Annotated in this window: 30 protein-coding genes; 12 read left to right on the top strand and 18 right to left on the bottom strand. The window is 69.7% G+C overall.

Going from position 1 to position 26,925, the window contains the following annotated elements; all coding sequences use genetic code 11:
- Positions 1–178: 178 nt before the first annotated feature.
- A complete protein-coding gene (locus B128_RS0105240) occupies positions 179–736 on the top strand; it encodes a hypothetical protein (protein ID WP_018111226.1) in 558 nt (185 codons plus the stop codon).
- Here the strand turns inward: B128_RS0105240 and B128_RS0105235 are convergent.
- Positions 696–1,961: a replication-associated recombination protein A gene (locus B128_RS0105235; RefSeq protein WP_026175042.1), complete on the bottom strand. Its 1,266-nt coding sequence runs from the start codon at positions 1,959–1,961 to the stop codon at positions 696–698. The two genes, B128_RS0105240 and B128_RS0105235, sit on opposite strands and share 41 nt — an antisense overlap.
- Before the next feature lie 44 nt (positions 1,962–2,005).
- On the opposite strand from B128_RS0105235, the gene B128_RS0105230 reads away from it, so the two are divergent.
- Positions 2,006–2,689 carry a hypothetical protein gene (locus tag B128_RS0105230; RefSeq protein ID WP_018111224.1) on the top strand — a complete coding sequence of 228 codons (684 nt, stop codon included), beginning with the start codon at positions 2,006–2,008 and terminating at the stop codon, positions 2,687–2,689.
- A gap of 234 nt (positions 2,690–2,923) precedes the next feature.
- Here B128_RS0105230 and phnE read toward each other — a convergent pair whose 3' ends face one another.
- Genes phnE through typA form a run of 4 tightly spaced genes read right to left on the bottom strand, consistent with a single transcriptional unit; the run spans position 2,924 to position 8,029 of the window.
- Positions 2,924–4,549 carry a phosphonate ABC transporter, permease protein PhnE gene (gene phnE, locus B128_RS0105220; protein ID WP_018111222.1) on the bottom strand — a complete coding sequence of 542 codons (1,626 nt, stop codon included), beginning with the start codon at positions 4,547–4,549 and terminating at the stop codon, positions 2,924–2,926.
- Positions 4,546–5,295: a phosphonate ABC transporter ATP-binding protein gene (gene phnC / locus B128_RS0105215; protein WP_018111221.1), complete on the bottom strand. Its 750-nt coding sequence runs from the start codon at positions 5,293–5,295 to the stop codon at positions 4,546–4,548. Before phnC ends, phnE begins: the two co-directional genes overlap by 4 nt.
- Before the next feature lie 53 nt (positions 5,296–5,348).
- Positions 5,349–6,224 (bottom strand): phosphate/phosphite/phosphonate ABC transporter substrate-binding protein, encoded by an 876-nt coding sequence (locus B128_RS0105210; RefSeq protein WP_026175041.1) that lies wholly within the window; start codon positions 6,222–6,224, stop codon positions 5,349–5,351.
- A 41-nt stretch (positions 6,225–6,265) separates the two neighbouring features.
- Complete coding sequence (typA, locus tag B128_RS0105205; RefSeq protein ID WP_018111219.1) at positions 6,266–8,029, bottom strand: translational GTPase TypA; 1,764 nt, start codon at positions 8,027–8,029, stop codon at positions 6,266–6,268.
- 50 nt (positions 8,030–8,079) lie between these two features.
- On the opposite strand from typA, the gene B128_RS0105200 reads away from it, so the two are divergent.
- From B128_RS0105200 to folE, 4 genes are read left to right on the top strand one after another with little or no spacing between them, the layout of a single operon-like run.
- Complete coding sequence (locus B128_RS0105200; RefSeq protein WP_018111218.1) at positions 8,080–8,943, top strand: DUF1028 domain-containing protein; 864 nt, start codon at positions 8,080–8,082, stop codon at positions 8,941–8,943.
- A complete protein-coding gene (locus tag B128_RS0105195; RefSeq protein ID WP_018111217.1) occupies positions 8,934–9,314 on the top strand; it encodes an NUDIX hydrolase in 381 nt (126 codons plus the stop codon). Before B128_RS0105200 ends, B128_RS0105195 begins: the two co-directional genes overlap by 10 nt.
- Positions 9,295–9,987, top strand: a complete 693-nt coding sequence (locus tag B128_RS0105190; protein WP_018111216.1) for a gamma carbonic anhydrase family protein — start codon at positions 9,295–9,297, stop codon at positions 9,985–9,987. Before B128_RS0105195 ends, B128_RS0105190 begins: the two co-directional genes overlap by 20 nt.
- 38 nt (positions 9,988–10,025) lie before the next feature.
- Positions 10,026–10,634: a GTP cyclohydrolase I FolE gene (gene folE, locus B128_RS0105185; RefSeq protein WP_018111215.1), complete on the top strand. Its 609-nt coding sequence runs from the start codon at positions 10,026–10,028 to the stop codon at positions 10,632–10,634.
- 41 nt (positions 10,635–10,675) lie between these two features.
- On the opposite strand, the gene B128_RS0105180 is transcribed toward folE, so the two are convergent.
- Genes B128_RS0105180 through B128_RS0105155 form a run of 6 tightly spaced genes read right to left on the bottom strand, consistent with a single transcriptional unit; the run spans position 10,676 to position 17,612 of the window.
- A complete protein-coding gene (locus B128_RS0105180; protein ID WP_018111214.1) occupies positions 10,676–11,095 on the bottom strand; it encodes a hypothetical protein in 420 nt (139 codons plus the stop codon).
- Positions 11,096–11,105: 10 nt separating this feature from the next.
- Positions 11,106–12,272 carry a hypothetical protein gene (locus B128_RS0105175; RefSeq protein WP_018111213.1) on the bottom strand — a complete coding sequence of 389 codons (1,167 nt, stop codon included), beginning with the start codon at positions 12,270–12,272 and terminating at the stop codon, positions 11,106–11,108.
- A gap of 24 nt (positions 12,273–12,296) precedes the next feature.
- Positions 12,297–15,404, bottom strand: a complete 3,108-nt coding sequence (locus tag B128_RS0105170) for a COG1470 family protein (protein WP_018111212.1) — start codon at positions 15,402–15,404, stop codon at positions 12,297–12,299.
- Between the two features lies 1 nt (position 15,405).
- Complete coding sequence (locus B128_RS0105165) at positions 15,406–15,894, bottom strand: hypothetical protein (protein WP_018111211.1); 489 nt, start codon at positions 15,892–15,894, stop codon at positions 15,406–15,408.
- A complete protein-coding gene (locus B128_RS0105160; RefSeq protein ID WP_018111210.1) occupies positions 15,891–16,727 on the bottom strand; it encodes a hypothetical protein in 837 nt (278 codons plus the stop codon). Before B128_RS0105160 ends, B128_RS0105165 begins: the two co-directional genes overlap by 4 nt.
- Before the next feature lie 51 nt (positions 16,728–16,778).
- Entirely contained in the window at positions 16,779–17,612 is an 834-nt protein-coding gene (locus tag B128_RS0105155; protein WP_018111209.1) for a hypothetical protein, read from the bottom strand.
- 232 nt (positions 17,613–17,844) lie between these two features.
- On the opposite strand from B128_RS0105155, the gene B128_RS0105150 reads away from it, so the two are divergent.
- The gene (locus tag B128_RS0105150; protein ID WP_245537223.1) at positions 17,845–19,383 is read left to right on the top strand and encodes a DEAD/DEAH box helicase; all 1,539 of its coding nucleotides are present in this window, start codon (positions 17,845–17,847) and stop codon (positions 19,381–19,383) included.
- On the opposite strand, the gene B128_RS0105145 is transcribed toward B128_RS0105150, so the two are convergent.
- The 5 genes from B128_RS0105145 to rlmB are packed head-to-tail and all read right to left on the bottom strand — an operon-like array spanning position 19,357 to position 22,473.
- Positions 19,357–19,569: a DUF2905 family protein gene (locus B128_RS0105145; protein WP_018111207.1), complete on the bottom strand. Its 213-nt coding sequence runs from the start codon at positions 19,567–19,569 to the stop codon at positions 19,357–19,359. The genes B128_RS0105150 and B128_RS0105145 overlap by 27 nt on opposite strands.
- Positions 19,556–20,464, bottom strand: a complete 909-nt coding sequence (locus B128_RS0105140; protein ID WP_018111206.1) for a glucokinase — start codon at positions 20,462–20,464, stop codon at positions 19,556–19,558. Before B128_RS0105140 ends, B128_RS0105145 begins: the two co-directional genes overlap by 14 nt.
- Positions 20,461–20,697, bottom strand: a complete 237-nt coding sequence (locus B128_RS0105135) for a putative signal transducing protein (RefSeq protein ID WP_018111205.1) — start codon at positions 20,695–20,697, stop codon at positions 20,461–20,463. The genes B128_RS0105140 and B128_RS0105135 overlap by 4 nt, the downstream gene beginning before the upstream one ends.
- On the bottom strand, positions 20,679–21,752 hold the full coding sequence (locus B128_RS0105130; protein ID WP_018111204.1) for a M20 family metallopeptidase: 1,074 nt from the start codon (positions 21,750–21,752) through the stop codon (positions 20,679–20,681). The genes B128_RS0105135 and B128_RS0105130 overlap by 19 nt, the downstream gene beginning before the upstream one ends.
- A gap of 4 nt (positions 21,753–21,756) precedes the next feature.
- Positions 21,757–22,473: a 23S rRNA (guanosine(2251)-2'-O)-methyltransferase RlmB gene (gene rlmB / locus B128_RS0105125; protein WP_018111203.1), complete on the bottom strand. Its 717-nt coding sequence runs from the start codon at positions 22,471–22,473 to the stop codon at positions 21,757–21,759.
- A gap of 58 nt (positions 22,474–22,531) precedes the next feature.
- Between rlmB and B128_RS0105120 the strand changes: the two genes are divergently transcribed.
- Genes B128_RS0105120 through B128_RS0105100 form a run of 5 tightly spaced genes read left to right on the top strand, consistent with a single transcriptional unit; the run spans position 22,532 to position 25,045 of the window.
- Positions 22,532–22,966, top strand: coding sequence for a universal stress protein (locus B128_RS0105120; RefSeq protein ID WP_018111202.1), 435 nt, complete (start codon positions 22,532–22,534; stop codon positions 22,964–22,966).
- Between the two features lie 6 nt (positions 22,967–22,972).
- Complete coding sequence (locus B128_RS0105115) at positions 22,973–23,488, top strand: LOG family protein (protein ID WP_018111201.1); 516 nt, start codon at positions 22,973–22,975, stop codon at positions 23,486–23,488.
- A complete protein-coding gene (locus B128_RS0105110; RefSeq protein ID WP_018111200.1) occupies positions 23,485–23,853 on the top strand; it encodes a hypothetical protein in 369 nt (122 codons plus the stop codon). Before B128_RS0105115 ends, B128_RS0105110 begins: the two co-directional genes overlap by 4 nt.
- Positions 23,850–24,599, top strand: a complete 750-nt coding sequence (locus B128_RS0105105; protein ID WP_018111199.1) for an HAD family hydrolase — start codon at positions 23,850–23,852, stop codon at positions 24,597–24,599. Before B128_RS0105110 ends, B128_RS0105105 begins: the two co-directional genes overlap by 4 nt.
- A 56-nt stretch (positions 24,600–24,655) precedes the next feature.
- The gene (locus tag B128_RS0105100; RefSeq protein ID WP_018111198.1) at positions 24,656–25,045 is read left to right on the top strand and encodes a hypothetical protein; all 390 of its coding nucleotides are present in this window, start codon (positions 24,656–24,658) and stop codon (positions 25,043–25,045) included.
- Here B128_RS0105100 and amrB read toward each other — a convergent pair.
- Positions 25,034–25,825, bottom strand: coding sequence for an AmmeMemoRadiSam system protein B (amrB, locus tag B128_RS0105095; protein ID WP_018111197.1), 792 nt, complete (start codon positions 25,823–25,825; stop codon positions 25,034–25,036). The genes B128_RS0105100 and amrB overlap by 12 nt on opposite strands.
- Positions 25,813–26,892 (bottom strand): AmmeMemoRadiSam system radical SAM enzyme, encoded by a 1,080-nt coding sequence (amrS, locus tag B128_RS0105090; RefSeq protein ID WP_018111196.1) that lies wholly within the window; start codon positions 26,890–26,892, stop codon positions 25,813–25,815. Before amrS ends, amrB begins: the two co-directional genes overlap by 13 nt.
- Positions 26,893–26,925 lie beyond the last annotated feature (33 nt).

Genomic DNA, 26,925 nt, shown 5'->3' with positions numbered 1-26,925 from the left:
ACGGGGGCTGAAGGCGGTGGCCCTGCAAGTGGAAGCTTGGGTGATGGCCTGGAGCGTGGTGGCCCAGCTTCTTGGGCAGGCGGGTCTGCCCATCACCCGGGTGTTGCGGGCGGTGGCGTGAGGTGAGTACGCAGGTGAATATCCGAAAAGGGGGTGGTTTAAGAGGAGGGTAAAGCCTATGCGGGCCCTGGGGCTTGCCCTGTGGGTTTTCCTCTCTGGATGCCTGCCCGTGGCCATGCTCCGCCCTCCGGAGCCCCAGGTGGGGGAGGTTTTCAGCGTGGGGGCCACCCTGATGCCCAACCCCTTTGCCAACCGGGACCAGTACCCGGTGCTTCCTCTGCCCTACCTGGCCTGGGCCTCGGGGGATGGGCGCCTCGAGGCCAATCTCTCCCTGCAGTGGGGCCTCCGGGGCGGGGTGAAGGCGGGCCTCCTGCCCGGGGTCAGCCTGGACGGGGGGCTGACGCTTCCCCTGGCACTGGGGCAAGGGGCGGACTGGAGCCAGGGGGTTCCCGTGGTCCTGGACGCGGGGCTGATCCTGGGTGGGGGAGGGGCCTACTTCTCCCCCCGGCTCCACCTCCTGGGGGTGCCGGGGGAGGGTTGGGGCCTCACGTACCAGGTTTCCGCCGGGGCCTACGGTCCCGGGTGGGTGGCGGAGGTGGGGGTCCTGTACGCTCCCGATATGCAGGGGCCCCTCTTCAGCCTTTCTGCCGCCTGGCGGTTTGGAAGCGCTCCCTGAGGGCCTTGAGCCGTTCCCGCACCCGCTCCTCCCAGCCCTCCCCCGTGGCCTCAAAGAGGGTGAGGGCCTCGAGGCCCTCCGGCAGGTAGGCCTGGGCGAAGCTTCCCGCCTTGTCCTCGTGGTAGTAGGCATACCCCTTGCCGTGGCCCAGGGCCTTTTGCAGGGCGGTGGGGGCGTTGCGCAGGTGGAGGGGCACCGGGGCCTGGGGGTGGGCCCTGGCCGCCTCCTGGGCCCTTTTCCAGGCGGCGTAGAGGCTGTTGGACTTGGGCGCCAGGGCCAGGTAGACCGTGGCCTCCACCAGGGCCAGCTCCCCCTCGGGGCTCCCCAGGGCCTCGTAGGCCTCCTTGGCGGCCACGGCCAGCCGCAGGGCCAGGGGGTCGGCCAGGCCCACGTCCTCCGCCGCCACCCGGATGAGGCGGCGGGCCAGGTAGCGGGGGTCGGCCCCGCCCTCCAGGAGGCGGGCCAGGTAGTAGAGGGCGGCGTCCACGTGGTTGCCCCGCAGGCTCTTGTGCAGGGCGGAGACCAGGTCGTAGAACTGGTCCCCTGCCCGGTCCATGCCCAGCCGCTCGGCCCCCAGGGCTTCCCGCACCGTCTTGGGGCTCACCTCCCCCAAGGAGGCGGCCAGCTCCAGGGTGTTCAGGGCGAAGCGGGCGTCCCCTTCCGCCGCCTGGGCCAGGAGACGCAGGGCCTCTTCCGCGAAGGGCACGCCGGGGAGGCCCCGGGGGTCGGTGAGGGCCCTGCGCAGGAGGGTAAAGAGGTCCTCCTCCGAGAGGGGCTTGACGGGGAGGAAGCGCAGGCGGGAGCGCAGGGCGGGGGTGAGCTCAAAGGCGGGGTTTTCCGCGGTGGCCCCGATGAGGGTGAGGAGGCCGGTCTCCAGGTGGGGCAGGAGGGCGTCCTGCTGGGCGCGGTTGAAGCGGTGCACCTCGTCCAGGAAAAGCACCAGCCCCCTCTCCTGCCGGGCCCGTTCCACCGCCTGGCGCACCTCCTTGAGCCCGGCCTCCACGGCGGAGAGGTGGAGAAAAGGCCTTCCCACCCCTTCGGCCAGCAGGCGGGCCAGGGTGGTCTTCCCTGTGCCCGGGGGGCCGAAGAGGACCATGGAGGCCAGCCGCTTGGCCTGCAGCATCCGCCGCAAAAGCCCCTGGGGGCCGGTGAGGTGGGGCTGGCCCAGCACCTCCTCCAGGCTCCTAGGGCGGAGGCGCTCTGCCAGGGGTTCCATCCCCCTCATGGTAAGCCCCGGTTAGGGCCAGGGGTGGTAGGCTTAGGGGGAGCATGCGTGGCCTTTTCCTCCTTCCCTGGGGACTCTTCCTCCTGGGGCTCTACCCCCTGGCCCTCGCGGAGCCCACGGGCCAGGGGGAGCGGGGGCTTGGGCTTCTTCTGGGGGGGCTTTTCCTGGCGGGGGTGGGTAGCCTCTTTTCCCGGTTCCCCGTGGCCTTTTCCGTGCAGGTCTCCCTGGTTTTGGGCCTGGGCCTCCTGGCCTTCCAGCTGGCCCTGGAGGGGGCTTTGGCCCTCACCGGGGCGGAGGCCCAGGCCTACACGGTCTTTGGGGGGGTTCTGGGGGCCTTGGCCCTGGGAGTGGCCTTCTTCCTGGGCACGGGGCGGGAGGCACCCCTGCTCCCAGCCCGGGAAGGGGTGGGAAGCCGGGAGGAGCTTTTCCGCCTGGCGGGGGCCCTCGAGGGCCTGGCCCTGAGGCGGCCCCTGGTGCTGGTCTACCTGCAGGCCAGGGTCCCCCCCGAGAGGCTGGCGGAGGAGTTGCGCCGCGGGGACCTGGCCTTCCAGCTCAACGGGGGGTACCTCCTGGTCCTGCAGGGGGGGCGTCCCGAGGACGCGGCGGGGCTCCTGCGACGGCTTAGGGAGCGTTTCCCCCTTTCCGCCTACGCGGTGGAGCGCTGGCGGGGGGGGAGCCTGGAGCGGGTGCTGGCCCGCCTCGAGGCCGAGACCCTGCTCCAGACCTAGGTGGTGTAGGTCCTTTGGGGCTACACCGCCTCAGGGTGTAGGAGACCGGGGGCTACCTTGCCCCAGGGCCTTTTCCCCGGCGCTACCCTTGAAAACAAGGAGGGAGACCATGGAGCAGGCCAAGGAGATCAGCCGGGCGTGGCAGGAGGCCCTGGAGACCTACGGGGAGCGGGAAGAGGAGTAAAGGCGAAGAGGGGGGGCCGGGCCCTTGGGCCCGGCCCCCTTGGTTTGGCCTCACACCAAACGGCTTCGCAGCCAGCTGGAGGCGAAGTCTATGAGGTTGACCACCAGCACGATGGCGATGATGCCGATCACCATCTGGTCGTAGTGGCCGGCGTCCATGGCGCCCTTGATGAAGAAGCCGATGCCCCCGGCACCCACCAGTCCCAGTACGATGGACACCCGGAAGTTGATCTCAAAGCGGTACAGGGTGTAGGAGACAAAAAGGGGCAACACCTGGGGCAGAATGGCCCAGCGCAGCACGTTGCTGCCGCTGGCTCCCACGCTTTCCAGGGCTTCAATGGGGCCTTTGTCCACGTTCTCTATGGCCTCGGAGTAGAGTTTGCCCAGATCGGCGATGGAGTGGATGGCCATGGCCAGCACCCCGGCAAAGGGGCCGAGCCCCACCGCCGCTACCAGGATCAGGGCCAGGATCAGGGTGTCCACCCCCCGGTCCACGTTGTAGAAGGTGCGCATCAGGTAGAAGAACACCCGGAGCACAGGGTTTCGGAAGGTGAGGTTGCGGGCGGCCAGAAAGCTGGTGGGCAGGGCAAAGAGGGCGGCCAGCAGGGTGCCCACCAGGGCGATCTCCACCGTGAGGAGCATCTCGCTGGCCACGCTTTGCAGGGGATAGATGCCGCTTTGGGGCTGGGCTAGGTTGGGGGGCCAGGCCCGGTCCAGGAAGTTGACCAAAAAGGGCCAGCCCTCCACCAACTTGCCCAGGTCAAACTCCGTGGCGTCAAAGGCGGGGAAGACGCTGAGCGCTACCCCCGCCAGCACTAGGCCGCTGCGCAGGTCGCTGGCCTCGGCCAGGTCCGGGTGGCGCAGAAGCCAAAGTCCGGAGCCCACCATGAACCCGAGGAAGAGGAGAAGGGCCACCGCCCCATAGGAGAGGGCTTCGGGCCGAAGGAGCCGGTAGCCGGCCTGGGCCACCTCCTGGGGAAGCCGCCCTTCCTTTAGGTCGGAAAGGTTCTGTATGGGCTTTAGGGGTGGTAGGCCAATCTCCTTGCGGACCTGGTTAAGCTCCTCGAGGCCCTGGTTAAAACGCGCCACCAGGGCCTCCTCAGCCCCCGGTTCCGCGGGGAGGACCAGCTTGTAGTATCCGGCCATCCGCGGGAAGTAGGTGTGCCCTTGGGGGCTGTTGAGCCAGGAAAAGGCGCCAAGACCCAAAGCCACCCCCAAGGGTAGCCATAACCAGGCCTGACGCCTCCGGAGCCAGGCTAGGGCCAGGAAGGGCAGGAGGAGGGCTAGGCCCACCAGGCCTTCCATGAGGCCCAGTAGCGGCCTGAGCGCTACCAGGTGTCCCGGTCCCTGCAGGAAGGCCATGAGGCTTAGGAAGCCCATCCCTCCGCCCAGTACGCCCCCAAACCCGGCGGCCCGCCCCCCCCAGTGGGCCAGCCCCAAGGCCAGCACCCCTCCCAGGGGGACCAGGACCAGATGGGGGGCAAAGGGGATGAGGGCAAGCAGGGTGGGGCCCAGGCTCTCCCGGGACAGGTACCCCACGGCGTGCACCAGGGGGAAGGCCGGGATGGCCCCCAGAAGGCCTAGGGCCCCGGCCACCACATAGCGGCGCACCGAACCCCGGCTTAGACCGAGGATGCCCGCCAGGAGCATTCCGCTCAAAAACAGCACCCAGCTCATAAGGCCTCCAAGTTGCCCGCGTAGACCATGCGTTCAACCTCCGGGGTAAGCGCCTCCACCGGGCCGTCAAAGACCAACCGTCCCCGATTAAAGGCCAGGATGCGGCGGGCATAGCGCCGGGCCAACTCCAGGACGTGGATGTTGACCAGGACGGTTACCCCACGCTCCTCGTTGTATTCCTTGAGGATGCCCAGGATCACGTCGGAAAGCCGGGGGTCCAGGCTAGCCATGGGCTCGTCCGCCAGGATGAGCTCGGGCTCCTGGGCTAGGGCCCGGGCGATGGCCACCCGCTGCTGCTGGCCGCCGGAAAGCTGGTCGGCCCGAGCTTTTTCCTTTCCCTGGAGGCCCACGCGGCGGATCTGCTCCAGGGCGATGGCGGTGTCCTCTTCCCGGTACAGGCCCAAAAGGCCCTTCCAGGCAGGCAGGTAGCCAAGACGGCCGTGCAAGACGTTTTCCAGCACGGTGAGCCGCTGCACCAGGTTGAACTGCTGGAAGATGAAGCCCACCTTACGGCGGAAGGCCTGGAGCTCGCGCCGGGAGAGGCGGGTTACCTCCACACCCTTCACCACTACCTGGCCCGAGGTGGGCTCAATGAGGCGGTTCAGGGTGCGCAAGAAGGTGCTCTTTCCCGCCCCCGAAAGGCCGATGATGGCCACGAAGTCCCCCTCGGGGATGGAAACGCTTACCTCCGAGAGGGCCTGGGTGCCATCTGGAAAAATCTTGCTGAGATTGCGGACCTCAATCATGCTTCCCCAAAAAAGGCCCCCAGGGGGTCCTGGGGGCCTCGAGGGCTAGGGGTTCACTTGTCCTGACCGGAGATGCGCCGGGCTTCCCGAACCACATCGTAGTCGGCGTCCTTGGCGGGGGTCATGTAGTCGATGCGGTAGAGGTTCTGGAGAAGCTTGCACTGGGGGGCCTTGCAGCGCTGAATGGCGGCGGCGATGCCCTTGGCCAGGTTGGGGTGCTTGGTCAAGAAGTCCTTGGACACGGAGAAGGTGTCCCCGGGGATGGGCCGGGAGTAGAAGATGGCAGTGAGCTTCTGGGCCTCTTCCGGCTTCAGGAACTGGGTCCAGGCCCCCGACTTGTTCCGGTCGTCGTTGGCGAAGGTGGCGGCGGCGTCCACAGACTTGTTGAGGACGGCCAGGACGGCGGCGTCGTGCTTGCCGGCGAAGACCTGCTTGGCGAAGAAGGTGTCAGGGTTGATGCCCCGGCTCACCAGGGCGGCCCGGGGGAAGATGTAGCCTGCGGCGGAGAGGGGGTCTACCCAGGCGATGGTCTTGCCCTCGAGGTCCTCCACCCTCCGGATCCCCGAGTCCTTGCGCACAATGATGGCCGACCAGTAGTAGGGGTTCCCGTTGCGCACCGACTTCAGGAGTACCTCCGCCCCCGCTTCCCGGTGGGCCAGCACGTACCCGTCCGGGGGGAAGAAGGCAAACTCCAGCTTGCCCGCCTTCATGGCCTCAATGAGGCCGCGGTACTCGGTGGGAACGAAGATCTCCACCTCCACCGTACCCTTGAACTCCTTCTCAATGTAGTCAGCGATGGCCTGGGCCGCCGCCTTGAGCTGGTCGGAGTTCTGGGTGGGGTTGAAGCCGATCCGCACCTTAACTGGGGCTTGGGCCAGACCCATGCCGAGGCCCAAAAGGGCCATTAGGAGAACGGCGAAACGCTTCACGGGGGGATTTTACACCGCCCCACCCTCGGCACAAGGGGGGCCTACTTCCCCACCAGCCGCTTGCGCTGGGAGGGGTCCAGGACCTTCTTGCGCAGGCGGAGGCTCTTGGGCGTCACCTCCAGAAGCTCGTCCTCGGCCAGAAACTCCAGGGCCTCCTCCAGGGAAAGCCGCCTGGGGGGGATGAGGCGGATGTTCTCGTCGGAGCCGGCGGCGCGGATGTTGGTGAGCTTCTTGGCGGTGGTGACGTTCACCTCCAGGTCGTTTTCCCGCACGTGCTCCCCCACGATCATGCCCACGTAGACCTCGGTGCCCGGCTCAATGAAGAACTGCACCCTTTCCTGCAGGCGGTTCAGGCTGTAGGCGGTGGCCACCCCGGCCTCCATGGCCACGGCGCTCCCCGTGGTGCGGGTGGGGATGGGCCCGGCCTGGGGGCCGTAGCCGTGGAAGGTGTGGCTCAGGACCCCTTCCCCGCCGGTGAGGGAGAGGAAGAGGCTGCGGAAGCCAAAGAGGGCCCGCGCCGGGACCACGAACTCCGCCCGCACCCTTTCTCCCGCCTCCATGTGCACCATCTCCGCCCGCCGGGTGCCCAGGGCCTCCATCACCCCTCCAAAGCGCTCCTGGGGCACCTCCACCACCAGGAGCTCGTAGGGCTCCAGCCCCTCCTTGAGGAGCACCCGGGGCTGGCCCACGCTGAACTCGTACCCCTCGCGGCGCATGGTCTCCAGGAGGATGGCCAGGTGGAGCTCCCCCCGGCCCCGGAGCTCAAAGACCTCGGGGGCCACCTCGGCCACCTGCAGGGCCACGTTGGTGCGGAGCTCCTTCTCCAGGCGCTCCTTGAGCTTCTGCCCCGTCACGTACCGCCCCTCCCGGCCGGCGAAGGGGGAGGTGTTGGGGGTGAGGGTAAGGGCCACGGTGGGCTCGTCCACGCTGAGGCGGGGGAGGGCTTCCGGGGCCTCCCTGGCCGCCAGGGTGTCCCCGATCTCCGCCCCCTCCACCCCGGCCAGGGCCACGATGTCCCCCGGGAGGCTCTCCTCCACCTCCACCCGTTCCAGGCCCTGGTGGGTGTAGACCGCGGCCACCTTGGCCTCCAGGACCCTTCCCTCCTTCACGATGGCCACCGTCTCCCCCTTGCGCACCCGGCCCCGGGCCACCTTGCCGATGGCCACCCGGCCCAGGTAGGGGGAGTGGTCCAGGTTGGCCACCAGGAGCTGGAAGGGGCCTTCCTGCCAGCGGGGCGGGGGCACGTGGGCCAGGATGGTCTGGAAGAGCTCGGAGAGGTCCTCCCGGGGGGTTTCCCGCCAGGCCCGGCCCTCGCGGCCGATGGCGTAGAGGTAGGGGAAGTCCAGCTGTTCCTCCGTGGCCCCCAGCTCCACCATCAGGTCAAAGGTGAGGCTCAGGACCTCGTCGGGGCGGGCCTCCTTCTTGTCCACCTTGTTCAGCACCACGATGGGCCGGAGGCCGGCCTCGAGGGCCTTGCGGAGTACGAAGCGGGTCTGGGGCATGGGGCCTTCGGCCGCGTCCACCAGGAGGAGCACCCCGTCCACCAGGGAGAGGGCCCGCTCCACCTCGCCGCCGAAGTCCGCGTGGCCGGGGGTGTCCACGATGTTCACCTTCACCCCCTGCCAGGCGATGGCCGTGTTCTTGGCCAGGATGGTGATGCCCCGCTCCCGTTCCAGCTCGTGGGAGTCCAGGATCCGCTCTCCCTCCTCCTTGGCCAGGGCCTTGGCCTGGCGGAGCATGGCGTCCACCAGGGTGGTCTTTCCGTGGTCCACGTGGGCGATAATGGCAATGTTTCTGATCTCCATGGGCGCACCCAATCCCCCCACTCTACCATGTGGGCGCGTAGGATAAGGGCATGGTGGTGGCCACCTTCTCCCTGGTGGCCCGGGACCCGGAGACCGGGGACCTGGGCGTGGCCGTGGCCAGCAAGTTCCTGGCGGTGGGGGCGGTGGTCCCCTTTGCCCAGGCGGGGGTGGGGGCCCTGGCCACCCAGTCCTACGCCAACCCCCGCTTCGGCCCCCAGGGCCTGGCCCTTCTGGCCCAGGGGGCGAGCCCCCAAGGGGTCCTGGAGGCCTTCCGCCGCACCGACCCCCATCTGGAAAAGCGCCAGTTCGGCCTGGTGAGCGCCCGGGGGGAAAGCCTTACCTTCACCGGCTCGGAATGCCATCCCTGGGCCGGGGGGGTGGCCGGGGAGGGCTTTGCCGCCCAGGGGAACCTCCTGGCGGGCCCCCAGGTGGTGGAGGCCATGGCCGAGACCTTCCTGCGGGAACAGGCGCCCTTCCCGGAGCGGCTCCTCCTGGCCCTCAAGGCGGGGGAGGAGGCCGGGGGGGATAAGCGGGGCAGGCAGTCCGCCGCCCTCTTGGTGGTGGGGGAGGGGAAGGGGTATGGGGGCCTCTGGGACCGCTACATAGACCTGCGGGCCGACGACCACCCGGAGCCCATCGGGGAACTCTTCCGCCTCTTAGGTCTTCATCGCCTCCTCTTCCAGAGGCCCAAGGAGCGCCGCCCCCTGACCCCCGAGGAGGTGCGCTGGCTCCAGGGGGTGTTGCGGGCCCAGGGCCTCTATGCCGGGGAGCCCACCGGGGTCTTTGACCCGGCTACGGAGGCGGCCCTCTTGGCCCTGGTGGGCATGGAGAACCTGGAGGAGCGCTACGGGGGCGGGCCAGAGATGGACGAGGCCACCCTGGCCTACCTCAAGGGGAGGTACGGATGGAGCTAGGGGCGGGGGGCGTGGTCTTCAACGCCCGGCGGGAGGTCCTCCTCCTCCGGGACCGTATGGGCTTCTGGGTGTTTCCCAAGGGGCACCCGGAGGAGGGGGAGGGCCTCGAGGCCGCGGCCGTGCGGGAGGTGGCGGAGGAGACCGGGGTGGTGGCCGTGGTCCTGGAGCCCCTTTTCCCCACCCGCTACGTCAACCCCAAGGGGGTGGCGCGGGAGGTGCACTGGTTCCTCATGCGGGGGGAAGGGGAGCCCAGGCTGGAAAAGGGGATGACCGGGGCGGGTTGGTTCAGCCCGGAGGAGGCCCGCGCCCTCCTGGCCTTCCCCGAGGACCTCAGGCTCCTGGAGGTGGCCCTTGAGCGCCTACCGCTTTGAGGACAAAACCCCCCGGGTCCACCCCAGCGCCTTCCTGGCCCCGGGGGCCTACGTGGTGGGGGCGGTGGAGGTGGGGGAGGGGGCCTCGGTCTGGTTCGGCGCGGTGGTGCGGGGGGACCTGGAGAGGGTGGTGATCGGCCCCGGAAGCAACGTGCAGGACGGGGCTATCCTCCATGCCGACCCCGGCTTCCCCTGCCTTTTGGGCCCCGGGGTGACGGTGGGCCACCGGGCGGTGGTCCACGGGGCGGTGGTGGAGGAGGGGGCCCTGATCGGCATGGGGGCGGTGGTCCTCAACGGGGCCCGTATCGGCAGGGGGGCGGTGGTGGGGGCGGGGGCGGTGGTCCCCCCGGGGATGGAGGTGCCCGAGGGGATGCTGGCCCTGGGGGTGCCCGCCCGGGTGGTGCGCCCCACCGACCCCCCGGGCAACGCTCCCCGCTACCAGGCCCTGGCGGAGCGCTACCGCAAGGGGCTTTTCCCCGTGGAGCCCCCCAGGCGCTACCGCCTCACCCTGCGGGGCCAGGACGCCCTGAACCCTTTTAGCGAGCTCCACCTCACCCTGAAGCGCACCCGCAAGGAGGCCCTGGAAGGCCTGAGGCGGGTGGCCCAGGGTTTTCCCCTATCCCCGGAGGAAGCCCTTCCCCTTCTGGAGGAGGGGCTTCTGGCCCCCGAGTGAGCCCGGGGCCACACAGGGGCTTGGGAAAAGGGGGCACCATGGAACGCAAGATGATAGAAGTTGAAGAAACCGGCCTGACCTTTGAAACCGAAGTGGACCTGGACCGCCTCAAGGCCCTGGCGGCGGAGTGGCTCACCCTCATCGGGGAAAACCCCGAACGGGAAGGCCTCCTCAGGACCCCGGAGCGGGTGGCCAAGGCCTGGGCCTTCCTCACCCGGGGCTACCGCCAGGACCTGGCGGAGATCGTCAACGGGGCCGTCTTCCCCGCGGAGGGGAGCGAGATGGTGGTGGTGAAGGGGATTGAGTTCTACTCCATGTGCGAGCACCACCTCCTGCCCTTCTTCGGCCAGGTGCACATCGGCTATATTCCGGGCCGAAAGATTCTCGGGCTTTCCAAGTTCGCCCGCATCGTGGACATGTTCGCCCGAAGGCTCCAGGTGCAGGAGCGCCTGGCGGTGCAGGTGGCCGAGGCCATCCAGGAGGTCCTCGAGCCCCAGGGGGTGGGCGTGGTGGTGGAGGGCGTCCACCTGTGCATGATGATGCGGGGGGTGGAGAAGCAACACTCCCGCACCATCACCAGCGCCATGCTGGGAGTCTTCCGGGAGAGCCAGAAGACCCGGGAGGAGTTCCTGAGCCACCTCAAGTAAACCCCTCCCCCTGGGGTAGGGGGAGGGGTGGCTGTCCGCCCTCACTCAGGGGGAGGGGTGGGTACCTCACACTGGGGAATGGCCATCTGCGGCGCCATCCCCTGCACCCTCACCGGGATTTCCGCATCCCCCACGCCCTCCACGTGGAGGCGGAGGATACCGCTTTCCGCCCCTTGGGGCACCCGGAACATCAGGGTGGCGGGATCCTGGGCCTGGGTGATCTCCGGCGCCTCGGCAGGGAGCTCAGGGGGAAAGAGGGCGTAGTTCACCCCGCTGTCCCATGCCTCCTGGGTGCCAAAGGTGTTGCCCTTGAGGGCCATCCAGTCCCCGGCCCGCACCACGCACCCCGCCACCACATCCGGCTGGACCGACTGGATGCGCAGCTTCCCCGTGGTCCTGATGCCCTGGGGGGCGGTGCAGGCGGCAAGGACCAGCAGGAGGAGCCAAAGGGTTTGCCTCACGCTTACCTCCTTACTCTGAGCAGTGGCCAGGGCCGATGAGGCCGTTGTTGTAGCTGTCCAGGGTAGCAGCGTAGGCCTTGGCCAGGCTGGCCTGGGCCTTGGGCACGTTGCCCGGGGTATAGGTGCTGAAGAAGGTGTGGGCCCAGTTCATGGCGGTGTCCACGGCAGAGGTGGTGCTGGCCCCGTTCAGCTTGTTCAGCCTGGCGGCGATGAACTGGTGGGCCAGGATGTAGTAGGCGTTCCCCCCTGCGGGCGGGGTCCAGAGCACCTGGTAGTAGGTCTGGCCCGAGAGGTAGAAGGCGGTATCCTCCCCGATCAGGGCCCAGGTGTCGTCGTAGGGGGCCGGGCCGTACCTGGAGTGGGTCTTCCAGTAGCCCTGGGTCAGGGTGCACCCGCCTGCGCAGGGTACCCGCACCTGGAGGGAGGCCGAGGCGCTCCCCTGGGTGCCGGTGGTGTTGGTGGTGAAGGTGGCGGTGTTTTGCACCTCGTAGTCCCCGCAGGCGTCAAAGCGCACCGTCCGCTCAAAGAAATAGGCCTGGGAGATCACCCCCTGGGGGTTGATGCTGCTGATGGCGCTGACCAGGGTGGCCGAGGGGTCGGCCACGGTCACGCTTCCGTCCACCACCTCGGTGGGGGTGGTGAAGCTGAAGCTGGCCTGGCCGGAGGCGGTGCCGCTTTTGTCCCCTGCGCTCCAGCTCACGGAGGCGGTGTTGGTCCGGCTCTGGCCGTTGGGCAGGGCCTGGCTGTAGGTACAGCTCAGGCTCCCTCCCTCGGGCAGGGTGTAGGGGAAGCTCACCCCGCAGCTCAGGGCCACGTTCTCCCCGGTGGAAAGGGTGTCCGTGGGGGCCTGGAGGACCACGGCGCCTGCACCCGTGTTCTTGATGACCACGGTGCCCTCTACCTGGAAGTCCTGGTCTTTGGGGGTGCCCACCAGGCTGACCTTGTACTTCACCGTGTAGGACTGGCCGGCGGAGAGGGTGAGGGGCTGGCTGGCCGGATCGGTGACCTCCTTCTGGATGGTCCAGTGGTAGACCCGCTTGAACTTGGGTACCGCGGTCTTCTCCACCGCCACCGAGGGCTCCGGGGTGACCACCACCTGGGGGGTGACCCCTTGCGGGCTCTGGGAACAAGCCGCCAGAAGCCCCACCACAAGAAAAATGCTCTTCCAATGCCGCATACCGAATACCTCCTTCCCGAATCCTTAGTGACCTGCGCTTTCCGAGGGGATGCTGAGGTCCACCGCCCCCAGCGTCTCCCCGTCGGCCAGCACCCACAGGGTGTACTGGCCGGGGTTCAGGGGAACTTCCCCGGCCCAGGTGTAGCCGTCCTCGCTCTTCAGGGCGAAGCTCTGCCCGCCGCCTCCCAGGGTCACCTGGCTGGCCCGGAAGCGGAGGACCAGGCGGATCTTGGGTCCTTCCAGGGCCCGGGGGCTGTAGAGGGTCCCCGGCACCACCTGGAGGAAGAGGGGGGTTGCCACCTCCTCCTGCCCCTGGGCCCGCACCTGTAGGGTGTGGAACCCTGGCCCCAAGGGCAGGCGCACCCGGGCGGCGTACAGGTTCCCCCCCTGGGGCAACAGGGGCACCCGGGCCGAGGGCAACTCCAGCCAGACCGCTTGGGCTTCCCCTTGCAGGAGGGCCCTGACCTCCACCTCCGCCCCGGCGATGGGGGTGCTGGGGTCGGCGGTGGCTACCAGGCTGAGGCGTTCTGCGGTGTAGGTGACCTCCACCGCTCGCCTAGGGGGGCTGACCACCACCTGGACCTCCTTCGGGGGGGTGCTGGGGTCCACCTGCACCTGGAGGCTTTTTTCCCCGCGGTAGCCCTCCGGCAGGTACTGGGGGTCGGGGTAGACCTGGTAGGCCCCCAGGAAGAGACCCCCCAGGAGGGCGCGGCCATTAACATCCGCCCGGGTGCACCGGGTCACGGGCCCGCTGGCGCAGACCCCGGCGAAGGCCAGGCCCTTTTCCCCCCCATCTTCCAGCACCTGAACCGCCAGGGTGGTGGCGGGGGCGAAGGGGAGGTCCTTCTCCAGCCGGCCGTTTAGGACCACCTGGACCCGCTCCGCCCCCACCAGGGCCAGGGTGGCGGGGAGGTTGCCGAAGAGGAGGACCCCTTCCCCCGGGGGGGCCAGGAGGCGGTAGCGCCCCTCGGCGTCCGTGCTCTCACAGACCGAGCCCAGACATACCCGAAGGCCCGGCAGGGGCTCCTCCCCGGGGTCCAGGCGTCCGTTCAGGTTGGGGTCGCGGAAGGCCCGGCCCACCACCTCACCCCCCTTGCGCCCCCCAAAGAGGTCCACCACCTCCTTGGGGGTGGGAAAGGTGAGGGTCTGGGCGTAGGCCAGGCTGAGGCCGAAGTTGTGGCGGGTCTCTCCCCCCTGGAGGATGAGGGTGTAGGAGGCCCCCAGGGCCAGACCCGGCTCCAGGAAGTTCCGCTGAAAGAGGCTGAGGCCGAAGCGCTGGCTGGGGTTTTGCTCCAGCCGGTACTCGTAGGAGAGGCGGCTTTGCAGGCTTCCTGGCCAGAGCTGGTTCCAGGCGGCGCCGTAGAGGGTGAGGTTCTGCTCCGGGGTCTGCTTGACCAGGTACTGGCCCTCGAGGCTCCCCCCCGCCAGGGCGAAGCGGAGGATGAGGCTTCCCTCCAGGAGGGGGTTTTCTTGCGACAGGTAGCGGAAAAACCCCGAGAGGCTGAGGTCACGGGTTCCCAGCACCAGGCCTCCCGAGTAGGCCTCGCCGGTGGGAGCGGATCCCGTAAGGGGCCGCTGGACCCCGTACCCCAGGCTTAGGCTGCCCGAGTAGCTCCCGGGCTCGCCAAAGTGAGCGCTCAGGCCCGGGGCCAGGCCAAACCCCCGGTTCTCCCCCTGCTGGCGGTAGCTACCCGTGAGGCTCAAGAAGGCCCCTGCCACCGGCTGGAGGTAGAGGGTGAGCTGGTTCTGCCAAAGCCCGGGCCCGGTGCCCAGCTGGAGGCTGGTGTTGCCCCGAAGCCCCAAGGGGTAGAGGGAACGGGTCCCGCCGGCCAAACCCAGGGTGTGGAGGCCGGCCAGGGGAAGGCCGCTATAGCTTTGCACCAGGTCCAGGTCCTGGGTCTGCCAGGTGAGGCTTTGGCTGAGGCCGAAGGCCAGGCTGTACCCCTCCCCCGCCTGCCCGGTGAGGTCGGTGCCCAGGCCTAGGGTGAGGCCCGCCTCCAGGGGAAGCCGGTAGCGCAGGCTCAGGGCGTCCTGGCGGCCCGCGGGCGTGGTCTGGGTGCTGAGGGCCCCCTGCAGGTCCAGGTTCCGGTCCAGGCTTACCGCGGAGGTTTTAAACCCCAGGGCCTGAGGGCGGTAAGTCCCTTCCAGCCCCATCCGGGCCTCCCCCAGGCGGAAGGTGCCCGCCAGGCTGTAGCCCCCCTGCCCGCCCTGGGCCCGGGCTTCCCAGCCATCTCCCTTGAGGCCAAGGGTAAAGGTCTGGGGGGGGCGCCAGGGGGTTTGCAGGTCCCCGGCCAAGGGGCCTGGGGTGGCGGTGGCCGTCACGTAGTCCGATAAGGCCCCGCTCAGGCTGGGGAGCAGGGTGTAGCCCACCTGGCCGCTGAGCTGTCCCCGTTCCAGGGTGGCCCCCAGGGTGAGGGCCAGGTTCAGCCCCAGGGTGAGCGCGGGGTCCTTGCCGCGGCCCCCTTGGAGCAGGGGGTCTTGGAAGAGGACGATGACCCCAGCCTCCTTCCGGGCCTCCGGCTGCCCCCTGGGGGTGGCCCGCAGCCGCATGTAGAAGCGGTAGCCGGCGGAGATCTGCCCCTGGGGGCTGACCAGGACCCGTACCACCCCTGTCTCCCCGGGGGCCAGGCTGAGCCCTGGGGGGTTCAGGAAGACCTGGAACATGGCGGCCTCGGCCTCCAGCAGAATCTCCTCCTTCTGGTTGGAGCGGTTGCTCACGTACACGGGAAACTCAAAGGGCCCGCCCAGGCTGGCCTCGAGGGTGGCCGGGGCGGAAAGGGCGATCTGGGTCAGGGGTAGCACCTCAAGCTCCACCTCGGTTCGGGCGGCTTCCTCGGCCCCCAGGTAGGCCAGAACCCGGGCCTTGCCCCGGGTGCCTGCGGGCAGGGTGGGGACCCGTAGGGTGAAGCTCAGGGTTTCCGTTTTGTCCTCCAGCAGGGCCACGCGCTCCTGGGAGAGGGCCTGCCACCCCTCAGGCGGTTCTATGCGGAAGCGTACCGAGCCCTTCCCTTCCACCCTCACGCTCAGGGTGAGGTACTCTCCGGGGACCCCGGAAAGGGGCGCCGAGGGGAGAAAGCGCACCTGGGCCAAGGCCAGGCCGAGGAGGAGGAGGAGGCTCAGCAGACGCCGCATCTCAGGGCTGCCTCAAGGCGGTGACCAGGGCCTGGACCACGTAGTTGCCGGCCTTTTCGCTGCCCAGGAGTTCCAGGGCGAACTCCAGGCGGATCTCCAGCCAGTCCCCGGTAGGGCCGGTCTGGGTGTAGACGATCTGGGGCGTGCCGTCGGCCCGCAACCAAAGCCCCCCGTTCACCCGGTAGAGCACCTGGCGGGCGGGGAGGAGGAGCACCCCGTTCGTGTCCCGCAGGTCGGGGATCTGTAGGAGGAGGCTCCAGGTGCCGGGGGCGTTGGAAAAGACCTGGACCGGAAGCATTCCCCCCTCCAGGTTGCTGGCAGGGTAGGTGGCGGGGAAGGCCTTGGGGGGGTAGTCCTTGAGGTCAAAGGCGATCTGGGTGGTGGGGGTGCGCAGGGCCACGGTCTCCGGGATCAGGGTCTGGACGATCCAGGTGGCCTGGGCTGTGGCCATGCCGGCCAAGAGGAGCAGGGCGGCCAGCAGGGTTCTCATGGGCTGCCTCCTTTGTTTTCCTGGGGTGGGGCAGGGGGAGGGGCCAAGGCGGTGCGCAGGGCGAAGGGCAGGTCCGCGGCCACGTCCTTGGCGGGGTCCCCGTAGTTGAGGATGGCCAAGGCGGTGTAGGTGCCCGCGGGCAGGGGGCCCACCAGGGTGATGGGCAGGATGCGCACCTGGCCGGGCAGGACCACCACCTCCTCAATCTCCACCTCGGCCACCTTGCGCCCGGAGGCCTCCCGTACCTCAAAGCGCCCGGCCAGTTTTTGGGCGGTGTTGCCCGTGTTCTGGTACTGCACGGCAAAGCGGTAGGGGTCCTGGGGGCCTTGGGGGGCGCTGGGCACGATGCCCGTGATGCGCCCTGAGGTCCGCAAGGGGGGAACGTTCACGTAGAAGACGTGGGCCATGCGCACCCGGAAGGTGGCCAGGGGCACCCCGGGAGGTGGGTTGGGGTCCTCGGCTTCCAGGAAGAGGATGCCCCAGTGGGTTCCCGGGGCGGCGTTTGCCGGCACCGTCAGGGTGTAGGTGAGGGCGCGGTTTTGCTTGGCCTCCAGCAGGAACTCGGGGGGAGCAAAGGTGGCCCAGGGGCTGGCGCTTTCCTTCAGAGAGCCCACCGGGAGAAACTGAATCTTTCCCATGGGGTCGTAGGTCCAGTCCCCCAGGCTGACCCGTACCCGTACCGTGCGGGTGCCCACGTTGTATACCCGGAGGGTATGGGTGAGGATCTCCCCCGGTTTGGCCTCCTTGAGGAGGACCGGGGGGTCCACGCCCAGGGTGCTTTGCGCCAGGGCGCTGAGGGCTAGGGCTAGGGCAAAGGGGAAGATTCGCTTCATGGTCCTCCATAAGGGCGGGGCCTGGCCCCCTGGGCCAGGCCCCGGGGTCCGCTACCAGGCGGTCGTGGCCAGGGTGTAGGTCAGGTTCGCGGTGCTCTTGCCCCAGAGGTCGGCGTTGACCTTGATGGCCACCACCACCAGGTCATCCAACCAGCTCTTGTAGCCGCAGTTGGCCGGGTTCGCCTTGGACCGGGAGCCCGTGGGCCCCGCCTGCAGGTTCTTGGGCACCAGGTGGAGCATGGCCCCGTTGGGGAGCTCGTAAAGCCCGGTGGCCGCGCCAAAGGTGTCGCAGGGGTTGTCCTGGATGTAGAGGTGCTGGATGCTCTGGGCCCCTTGGGGGTCGTTGCGGGTCACGGTCAGGTCCCACTGCTTCCCATTGGAGAACTTCTGCAGGATGAAGGTGCGGTAGCAGACGAAGTAGTTCTTGCTTCCCGGCACCAGCTCCCCGTTCTTGTCCAGCTTGATGGGCGGATAGGCGGTGACCTGGCCGCCGCCGTTGATGTAGATGTTGGGCCAGGTGCTCACGCCGTAGCTGGTGCCCAGGGGCAGGGTCTGGATCTGGTTGTAGAAGTTGTCACCTAGCTGGGTCTTAACGTCTTCGTCCGTGAGCCCATAGACGCAGACCATCTTCCCGCCGAAGTCCGGGGTAGAGTTGGGCCAGGTGGCCCCATCCAGGCCGGTGAGGTCAAAGGTCAGGGTGGTCACGTCCAGGTGCAGGGCCGTGGCCTTGGGCAGGATGAGCTCAATGGTCTGGTTCACCGAGGCCGAGTCCGTGCCCTTGGCGTAGGCGTCGGGGCCGTTGCCCTTGGTGGGGGCCACGGTGGGCGCCTGGGCCAGCGCCAGGGGGACTAAAACCAGTACTGCCGCCAGAATGCCTTTGCGCATAATGCCTCCTTTAAATCCGCCCCGGGAGGTGGTGGCCTCTCAGGACGTCCTCACCCTACGGAAAGGGGCGTTACACGGCCGTTACCGCCAAAAGCAGCCTGACCTGGCGGGGAAGCCCCGCCTGTGCTAGCCTGGGGTTAAGGTAGGTAACGCTTTGAAACGCCCCCTTAACGAACCGCTTTACGCCTTGCCCCTTTTTGGGCGGGCCCGGCTCCTTCACCAGGGAAAGGAGGTGCGGCTTTCAAAGAAGGGGCTGGTCCTCCTCTACTACCTGGCCCTCGAGGGCCCCACCACCAGGGCCAGGCTGGCGGAGCTCCTCTATGCCCACGGCACCGGCCTGCAGAACCTGCGGGTGGAGCTCTACCGCCTCGGCCAGGCCCTGGGGCGGCGGGTGTTTCCCCAGGGGCAGGACCCCCTGGTCCTCCCCTCCTGGATCCGCCTGGACACCACCGGACAGGGCCAGGCCCTGGAGGGGCTGGAGGAGCCCTGGGACTGGATTGCCGAGGTGCGGGAGCGCCACGAGGCCACGCCGGGGCTTTTGGAGCGGCGGGAGCTCCTCCAAGAGTTCTCCGCCCTCCGCCCCCCCTTCCTCCTGGTGCTCCGGGGGCGGCTAGGGTCCGGGCAACGGGCCTTTGCCCAGGCCCTGGCCCGGACCTTGGGGCTTACCTTTCACCAAACCCTCCGCCCCCAGGGCCTCGTATACCTGGAGCCCCCCTACCCGCAGGTGCCCGTGCGGGAGTTGCTCCGTTCCCAAAGCCTTCTGGTGCTCAGCCTCGGGCCAGGGGAGGAGCCCCGCTTCTTTCTGGAGCTGCGCGCCCACTACCCGGTGGCCCAGACCCGGCTTCTGGACCTGCCCCCCCTCTCCTGGCCCGAGGCCCGGGAGGGGGTTCTGGCAGGCCTGGACTTCTTTGAGGCGGCCCGGGCCTACTTCTGGGCGGGGGGGCAGCCGGAGTGGATCCCCGAGTGGCTGGCCTGTCCCCAAGGCCCCCAGCGGCCTTTGGCCCAGTTGCGCCTGCAGGCTAGGCTCCTCAGCGAGCCCGCCCGCCTGGCCCTGGAGCGCCTTTCCGTGGCCATGGGGACCATCCCCGAGGAGGTGCTGGACGCCCTGGGAGCCCTGCCCCACCTGGACGAGCTGGAGCGCAAGGGCTGGCTCCTCTACCGAGGGGGGTACCGGTTCGCCAAGGAGGCGGAGCGCCGCCTTCTCTACGCCGCCTTGCCCCCGGGGCGGCGGCACGAGCTCCACGAGCGGGCGGCCACCGCCTTGGCCCTTTCGGGAAAGCTGGAAGCGGAGGCGGTCCACCGCAGGGCTTTGGGGGAAGACCTGGGAGGCCTTTGGGGGAAGGCCCTAGCCCCGGGGGAGGGAAGAAGGGGGGTGCGGCACCTGGGACTGGGTCCGGAGCGGGTCCTCCTGCCCCACCAGCGGGAGGGGGTCCTGGCCTTGCGGGAGGGGTTTGGCGTGGCCCTGCTGGAGCCCGAGGAGACGGCCCTTTTGGCCCTGAGCGAAATCGAGGAGGAGGTGGTGCTGGAGCTTTCCGGGAGGGCCTACGGCCTGGAAGACACCCAGGGCATGGGGCTAACCCTCCGGGCCCCGGGTGGGGGGATGCGCCTGGGCCTGGAAGGCGAGTTCCGGCACCGTTGGTTCCTGCACCCCGGGCCCCTGCGCCTGGGCTTCCAGGGGCTGGGCCTAGCGGAGTTCACCCTGCGGGCCTACCGGCCCAAGCCGGGGGCCATGGCTGCCTGGGACCTAGCGGCGGAAGAGGTTCAGGACTAGGGTGAGGAGCAGGGAGAGGAGGAGGGCGGAGGTGAGGGGGATGTAGATGCGCACCCCACCCCGTTCCATGCGGATGTCCCCCGGCAGGTGGCCGAACCAGGCGAAGAGCTTGGGGAAGTAGAGGAGAAGGAGGCCCAGGACCAGGAAGAAAAGCCCCAGGTAGACCAGAACCTTAGCCAGCTCCATCCCGCACCTCCAGATAGGCGGTGAGGGCCGCGCCCAGAAGCCCTGCCTCCCCCCCCAGGAGGGCCTTGCGCAAGGGGGGGGCCTCCCAGCCCGCCAGGTAGCGGCGGTAGCTCTCCTCCAGGGCCTGCCAGTAGGCCTCGGGGGCGTTCAGGGCCAGGCCGCCTCCCACCACCACCACCCCGGGGTCAAAGGCCTTCACCAGGCTGGCCAGGCCCAGGCCCACGTAGCGGGCCGCCTGGAGGAGGATCCTTTCCGCCTTGGCCTCCCCTGCCCGAAAGAGCTGGAAGAGCTCCTGGGGGCTTAGGGGACGGTTGAAGGCGTAGCTGGCCTCCCGCTCCAGGGCCCGGCCTGCGGCCAGGGCCTCGAGGCAGCCCTCAAGGCCGCAGCCGCAGGCCGGCCCCCCGGGGAGGAGGGTGAGGTGGCCGAGCTCCCCCCCCTGGCCCCGCTCCCCCCGCAGCACCCTTCCCCCCAGGACCACCCCCCCGCCAATCCCCGTGGAGACGGTGAGGAAGAGGGAGCTTGCCTCTCCCCTGGCGGCCCCCAGGTGGTGCTCGGCCAAGGCGGCGGCGTTGGCGTCGTTCTCCAGGTGGACGGGCCTCCCCGTGGCCTCCTCCAGGAGGCGGCGGATGGGGAAGGCCTCGAGGCCGCGGATGTTGGGGGTGAAGCGGATGACCCCCTCCCTGTAGTCCAGAGGGCCGGGGGTGCCGAGGCCGATGGCCACCCCTGCCACCCCCGCGGCCCTTTCCGCCTCCCGGGTGGCCTCCGCCAGGGCCGCCACCACGGCCATCCCTCCCTCCTTGGGGGTGGGGAGGACCACCTTGGAAAGAAGCCTTTCCCCATCAAAGACCCCAGCGGCGATCTTGGTGCCCCCCAGGTCCAGGCCCACCACGGTCATGGGATCTCCTCCTCCAGGACGGCCTCGGCCTCCCCCAAAAGGGCCTCGGGCACCCAGAGGGAGACGTCCCCCATGTAGGTGCCCAGGGCGGCCTCGGGCAGGCCGGCAAAGGGGGTTTCCAACACCACGGGCAGGCCCCGGGCCTCGAGGCGGGCCTTGATGCCCTCGGCCACGGGACGGGGGGCGGTGAGGAGCTTGGCGTAGGGGGTTCCGGCTAGGACGCGGCGTTCCATAGAGCCTCCACCAAAAGGGCGTACTCCCGGCCGGCGGCCTCCACCTCGGCCAGGGGGATGTGCTCCTTGGGGGTGTGGGCCAGGGCCGGGTCCCCGGGGCCGAAGCCCAGGACGGGGGCCTTGGCCCCCAGGTAGGGGGCGTCGGTGGTGAAGGGCCAAAGCCCGGCCTCTTCCTGCCCCAGGGCCTTTAGGGCGGCCCGCAGGAGGGGGTGGCCCTCCGGCAGGCGGTAGGGGGGCCAGAGGGCGGGGATGCGCATCCGCACCTCCCCCGAGGCCCGCTCCTCCTCGGGGAGGTAGACCGAGGCAGGGCCCAGGGTCTTCAGGGTTTCCATGAAGCCATCCAGGCTGGCCTCGGGCTCGTAGCGCACGTCCAGGTAGAGGCGCACCACCCCCGGGGTCTGGTTCCGCGCCCCGGGGTAGGTGTCCACCCTGGTGGGGGTGGGCTTAATGCCGGGGATGGCAGGGAGCTGGCGCAGGGCCAGGAGGTATTCCGCCAGGTCAAAGAGGGGGTTTTCCGGCCCGGCGATGGCCGCGTGGGTCTCCTCTCCCTCAAAGTCTGCCCAAACCTCCGCCCGGCCCCGGTGCCCCCGCATGAGCCGCCGGCCCGAGGGCTCCCCCAGGAGGAAGGCCAGGGGGGAGAGCCTTGCGGCGGCATAACGGCTCCCCAGGCCCCCCACCTCCTCCTGCACCGTGGCCAGAAAGCGCACCCGGCCCCTAAGCGGCCCCCTAGAAAGCGCTTCCAGGGCCAGGAGCATGGCCACCAGGGGGCCTTTCATGTCCACCGCCCCCCGGCCCCAGACCGCCCCCCCGGCCACTGCCCCCTGGGGGTGGGGCCAGTGGCTGGGGTCCCCCACGGGCACCACGTCCAGGTGCCCAGCCAGCACCACCTCGGGCTCCCCTTCCCCCAGAAGGGCCTCCACGTTCCCCGCCTCGTCCAGCCAGGCGGGGAGGCCAAGCCCTTTTAGGGCCTCCAGGAGGAGGCCCGCCGCCTCCCCTTCCTGTCCCGGCAGGCTTTCCGCCTGCAGGAGCCGGGAAAGGAGCCTGACCCAGTCCACGCCCCTATCCTACACCCCGGGCCTCGAGGGCGGCGTAGAGGGCGATGCCCAGGGCCACGGAGGCGTTCAGGGACTCCGCCTCCTGCCGCATGGGGATGCGGAAGAGCTCGTCGCAGGCCTCCCGCACCACCCGGCGCATCCCCTCCCCCTCGGAGCCCACCACCAGCACCAGGGGGCGGCGGAAGTCCAGGGCCTTAGGCGTCTTCTCCCCTTCCGGGTCCAGGCCGTAGACCCAAAGCCCCTCCTCCTTCAGGGCCTTCAGGGTGCGGGGCAGGTTCTTCACCCGGACCACCGGGAGCTTCAGGGCCGCCCCGGCGCTGGCCTTCAGGGCCAGGGGGGAGAGGGGGGCGCTCCGCCGCTCCTCGGAGACCACCCCGTGGGCCCCCAGGGCCAGGGCGCTCCGGATCATGGCCCCGTAGTTCCGGGGGTCGGTGACCCCGTCCAGGGCCACCAGAAGGGGCATCTCTCCCCGGGCCTTTGCCAGGCGGAGGGCGTCCTCCAAGGCCGCGTACCGGGGTTCTTCCACCTCCGCGGCCAGGCCCTGGTGGTGGGTGGTGCGCAAAAGGGTGTCCAGCTCAATGCGGGGCACCAGGGTGTAGTCCGCCCCCAGCCTTTGGAGTTCCTTCAGCAGCCACCCCTCCACCCCCCGGGCCACCAGGACCCGGCGCGCCCGGCCTTCCTTGAGGGCCTCGAGGACCGGGTTCCGCCCATAGATCCACATGCCCCGAGTCTACGGGATGCGGGCCTTTCCCTTATGATGAGGGCGAAGGAGGCCGCCTATGTACAAGAGCATCCTTATGCCCACGGACGGGAGCCCCTGCAGCTTCCAGGCCCTGGAGCACGGCCTGGGCCTGGCCAAGGCCCTGGGGGCCAGGGTGCACTTCCTCTACGTGCTGGAAAACCCCGCCCAGGCCATCTGGATTGCCCCCGAGAGCGTGCCCTACGGCCTGGAACTCCTGGAGGACCTGCGCAAGGCGGGGGAGGAGACCATCGCCAAGGCCCTGGCCCTGGCCCAGGAACGGGGGGTGGAGGCCACGGGGGAGGTCAAAGAGGGGGTGCCGATACCCACCATCGTGGAGGCGGCCAAGGGCTTTGACCTTCTCGTCATGGGCACCCACGGGCGGACCGGCCTGGACAAGCTCCTTCTGGGTTCGGTGACCGAGGGGGTGCTCCACCGCGTGGGGGTGCCGGTGCTGGTGGTGCGCTGCCGCTAAGACTCCATGCGGCTCCTTTCGGTCTTCGTCTCCTCCCGGCTCACCCCGGAAAGCCCCCTCTACTCCAGGCTGGTGCGCTACGGGGAGGTGCTGGCCGAGGAGGGGTTCGGCCTGGCCTGCGGGGGGTACCGCGGGGGGATGGAGGCCCTGGCCAGGGGGGTGAAGGCCCGGGGCGGGGTGGTGGTGGGGGTCACGGCCCCGGCCCTTTTCCCCGAGCGCCGGGGCCCCAACCCCCACGTGGACCTGGAGCTACCCGCCGCCACCCTGCCCGAGCGCATCGGGCGCCTCCTGGACCTGGGGGCGGGGTACCTGGCCCTGCCCGGGGGGGTGGGCACCCTGGCGGAGCTCACCCTGGCCTGGAACCTCCTCTACCTGCGGCGGGGCCTGGGGCGGCCCCTGGCGGTGGACCCCTACTGGCTGGACTTCCTCAGGGCCCAGGGGGAGATCGCCCCTGAGGACCTTGCCCTCCTGCAGGTGGTGGCGGGGGAGGAGGACCTCAGGCGGTTTCTCCGAAGCCTATGAACGAGACCCTTTTGGTCTACGTGCCCGACCTGGGCCAGGGGGTGAGCTTCTACCAGGCCCTGGGCCTGGCCCTGGAGGAGCTCGTCCCTGAGCGGGAGGCCCTTTTGGCCCCCCTGGAGGGCCCCCTTCTCCTCCTCCGCCCCGGGCCCGGGGGGGTGGAGCGGGGGCCGGGACGCTCCCGGCCCGAGGGGCAGGGGTTTGCCCGCCTCAGGCTGGAGGAGGGGCGCCTGGTCTTCCTGGTGGAAAACCTGGCCCACGAGAAGCTGCGCCTGGCCAAGTACGGGCTTCCCTTCCGGGAGGCGGGCACCCACCTCCTCCTCTTTGACCCCGGGGAAAACCCGGTTTTGGTGCGGGAAGGGCCATGAAGCTTTGGCTTTTGGACCTGGACGATACCCTGCTGGAGGACCACCGGGTGAGCGAGGGGGTCCTCGCCCACCTGGGGGAGCGGGTGGGGGTGGAGGGGCTCTATGGGGCGGTGCGGCGGCATGCCGAGGCCCTCTTTCGGGAAGCCCCCTTCTACCCTTGGGCGGAGCGCATCGGCCACTCCGCCCTCGAGGCCCTCTGGGCCGCCTACACCACCCCGGGCCTCGAGGGCCTGGCGGAGTGGGCCTGGCCCTTCCGGGAGCGGGTCTTCCGCGAGGCCCTGGCGGAGCTGGGGGGGCCGGTGGGGGAGGCCCGGGCCCTGGCCGAGGCCTTCTTCCGCGAGCGGCGCCGCTACCCCCTCTTCCCCGAGGTGCCCGAGTTCCTGGAGGCCCTGCGGGCCCGGGGGGCCCACCTGGTCCTCCTCACCAACGGCGTTCCCGACCTTCAGCGGGAGAAGCTCTTTGGAGCGGGGTTGGGAGGGGCCTTTGACCTCACCCTGGTCTCCGGGGAGGTGGGCCTCGGCAAGCCCGACCCAAGGCTCTTCCGCATGGCCCTCTGCGCCTTTGGGGTAGCCCCGGAGGAGGCGGTGATGGTGGGGGACAACCCCGAGCGGGACGTACAGGGGGCCCTCCTGGCCGGCCTGAAGGCCGTCTGGGTGGACCGGGGCCACCGTGCCCCCGACCCCCGCTTCCCCCCCCACCTGGCGGTGCGCGACCTGCGGCAGGCCCTGGCCCTCCTGGGGGGTTAGGCCGGCTTTGTGGCCTCTTTCCTGGGCCTTTGGGGTTCTCGGGGTACCCTTAGGCCATGCATGAGGTGCTGCTCTTCCTCCACAACCTGGTGCGCTGGCTGGTACTGGCCACGGGCCTTTGGGCCCTCCTCCGTCCCGAGCCCCGCTCGGGGGCCTTCTTCGCCCATACCCTCACCCTGCAGGTGGTCCTGGGGGTGGTCCTGGCCTTCGTGAGCCCCCTCTTCCAGGGGGCCTTGGCCGCCTTGGACCAGGTGATGCAGACCCCAGGCGAGGCCCGTTACTTCGTGGCCGAGCACTGGGTGGGGGGGCTCATCGCCTTAGGCCTGGCCCACGCCGGGCTCTCCCGGGTACGCAAGGGCAAGCCCCGGGCCCAGCTCCTCTTCGCCTTGGCCCTTCTGGTTCTCCTCCTTTCCATCCCCTGGTTCCGGCCCCTGCTACGGCTCTAGCAGGTAGGCCAAGGCGGCATACCCTACCACCCGCCGGGTCTCCCCCGAGGCCTCGGCGCTGGTGGCGTAGGCCAGAAGCCTGGGCCGCCAGCCCCGTGCCCGGGCCAGGGCGGTGAGGGCGGCCCAGGGGAGGCGGCCGCAGGCCTCGGCCCCCGCCACCCCTTCCGCCTCCAGGGCCAGGGCCTTGGCCAGGGTTGCCCTGTCCCGCTCCCGGGCCACGGGCTCGGGATGGTAGTGGGAGAGGTCGCTGGAGGCCACCACCAGGTCGCCTTCCCCAAGCTCCGCCCCCAGGGCCCGGGCCACGGCCAGGGGGTCCACCTCCCCGAAGAGGAGGGGGAGGATGGGGGTTTGGGGCAGGGCCACCTGGAGGAAGGGGAGGAGGACCTCGAGGCTGTGCTCCTCCAGGAAGGGCGCTTCGTAGGCCAGGAAGGGCGGACCCTGGGCCAAAAGCCGCCCCTGCCCTTCCCCGTCCACCGCCACAGCCCCCAGGGGCGTGGCCCAGGCCCGGTAGGGGAAAAGGGCCACCCCCAGGAAGGGGACGAAGTGGCTCGGCCCCAGGAGGAGGACCCGCCGGGCCCGGCCCCGCCAGGCGGAGAGGGCCCGGAAGCCCTCGGCCATCACCCGCCCCGCGTAGCGGTAGCCGGCGTGGGGGAGGAGAAGCCCCCGGACCCGGGGGTCTGGGGCGGCGCGGGCCTCCCGGAGGAGGCGCTCCACCTCCTCCCCCAGGGCCTCGGCGGGGTAGAAGTAGCCGGCCACCGCCGGGGGCCTCACCCGCTCCATACCCCGGGTATCCTCCTTCCGCACCCCGGGCAGACCCCGGGGGTTTCCCAAAGGACCTCCACCCGGTAGCCCAGCCGGCGGACCAGTAGCCGCCCGCAGTCCGGGCAGAAGGTGGAGCTCCTTTCCTCGTCCCGCACGTTGCCCAGGTAGACGAACCGCATCCCCTCCTCCTTGGCGATCTCGTAGGCCCTTTCCAGGGTGCTCCGCCGGGTGGGGGTGAGGTGGGGCATGCGGTAGTCGGGATGGGCGGCGGTGAGGTGCCAGGGGATCTCCGGGGAGAGCCCCTTGAGGAAGCGGGCCATGGCCCTAAGCTCCGCCTCGGAGTCGTTGTAGCCCTCCAGGAGGAGGGTGGTCACCTCCAGCCACACCCCGGCGGCAAGGAGGTACTCCAGGCTTTCCAAGACGGGCTTCAAGCGGGCACCGCAGATTTCCCGGTAGAACTTCTCCGTGAAGCCCTTGAGGTCCACGTTGGCCGCGTCCAGATAGGGCCGGATGTAGTCCCAGGCCTCCTCCGTCTCAAAGCCGCTGGTGACGAAGACGTTTTTCATGCCCGCCGCCTTGGCCAGCCGGGCGGTGTCGTGGGCGTACTCCAGGAAGACCGCAGGCTCGTTGTAGGTGTAGGCGAGAAGCCTGACCCCCAGGGCCCTGGCCTCCGCCACCAGGGCCTCGGGCGGCCAGTCCTCCCCGATGGGCCTGTCCAGGCGGCCCTTGAGGGTTTTCCCTTCCCCCGTGCCCTCCAGGGCCACCCCGAACTGGCGGAACTGGGATATGGTCCAGTTCTGGCAGAAGGCGCAGAAGAGGTTGCACCCCACCGTGCCCACGGAGAGGATGGCTTCCCCGGGGTGGAAGTGGTAGAGGGGCTTTTTCTCCACGGGGTCCAGGTGCACCGCGGCCGCCTTGCCGTAGGTGACCAGGTATAGCCTCCCCCCCAGGTTCCGCCGGACCCCGCACTTTCCCGCGCCCCCTTGGGGGATGGCGCAGTAATGGGCGCAGGCCCGGCACTGCACGTAGCCCTTGGGCAGGGGGCGGACCAGATCGGCTTCCCTGAGGGTGGCCGTAAGGGTCATTTCATAGGTGGGTCCAGCCTTAGAATACCACGT

The sequence above is a fragment of the Thermus igniterrae ATCC 700962 genome, assembly GCF_000376265.1.
Taxonomy (GTDB): domain Bacteria; phylum Deinococcota; class Deinococci; order Deinococcales; family Thermaceae; genus Thermus; species Thermus igniterrae.
The sequence above is the reverse complement of the archived record's forward strand: the minus strand, read 5'-3'. Positions and strand labels throughout refer to the sequence as shown.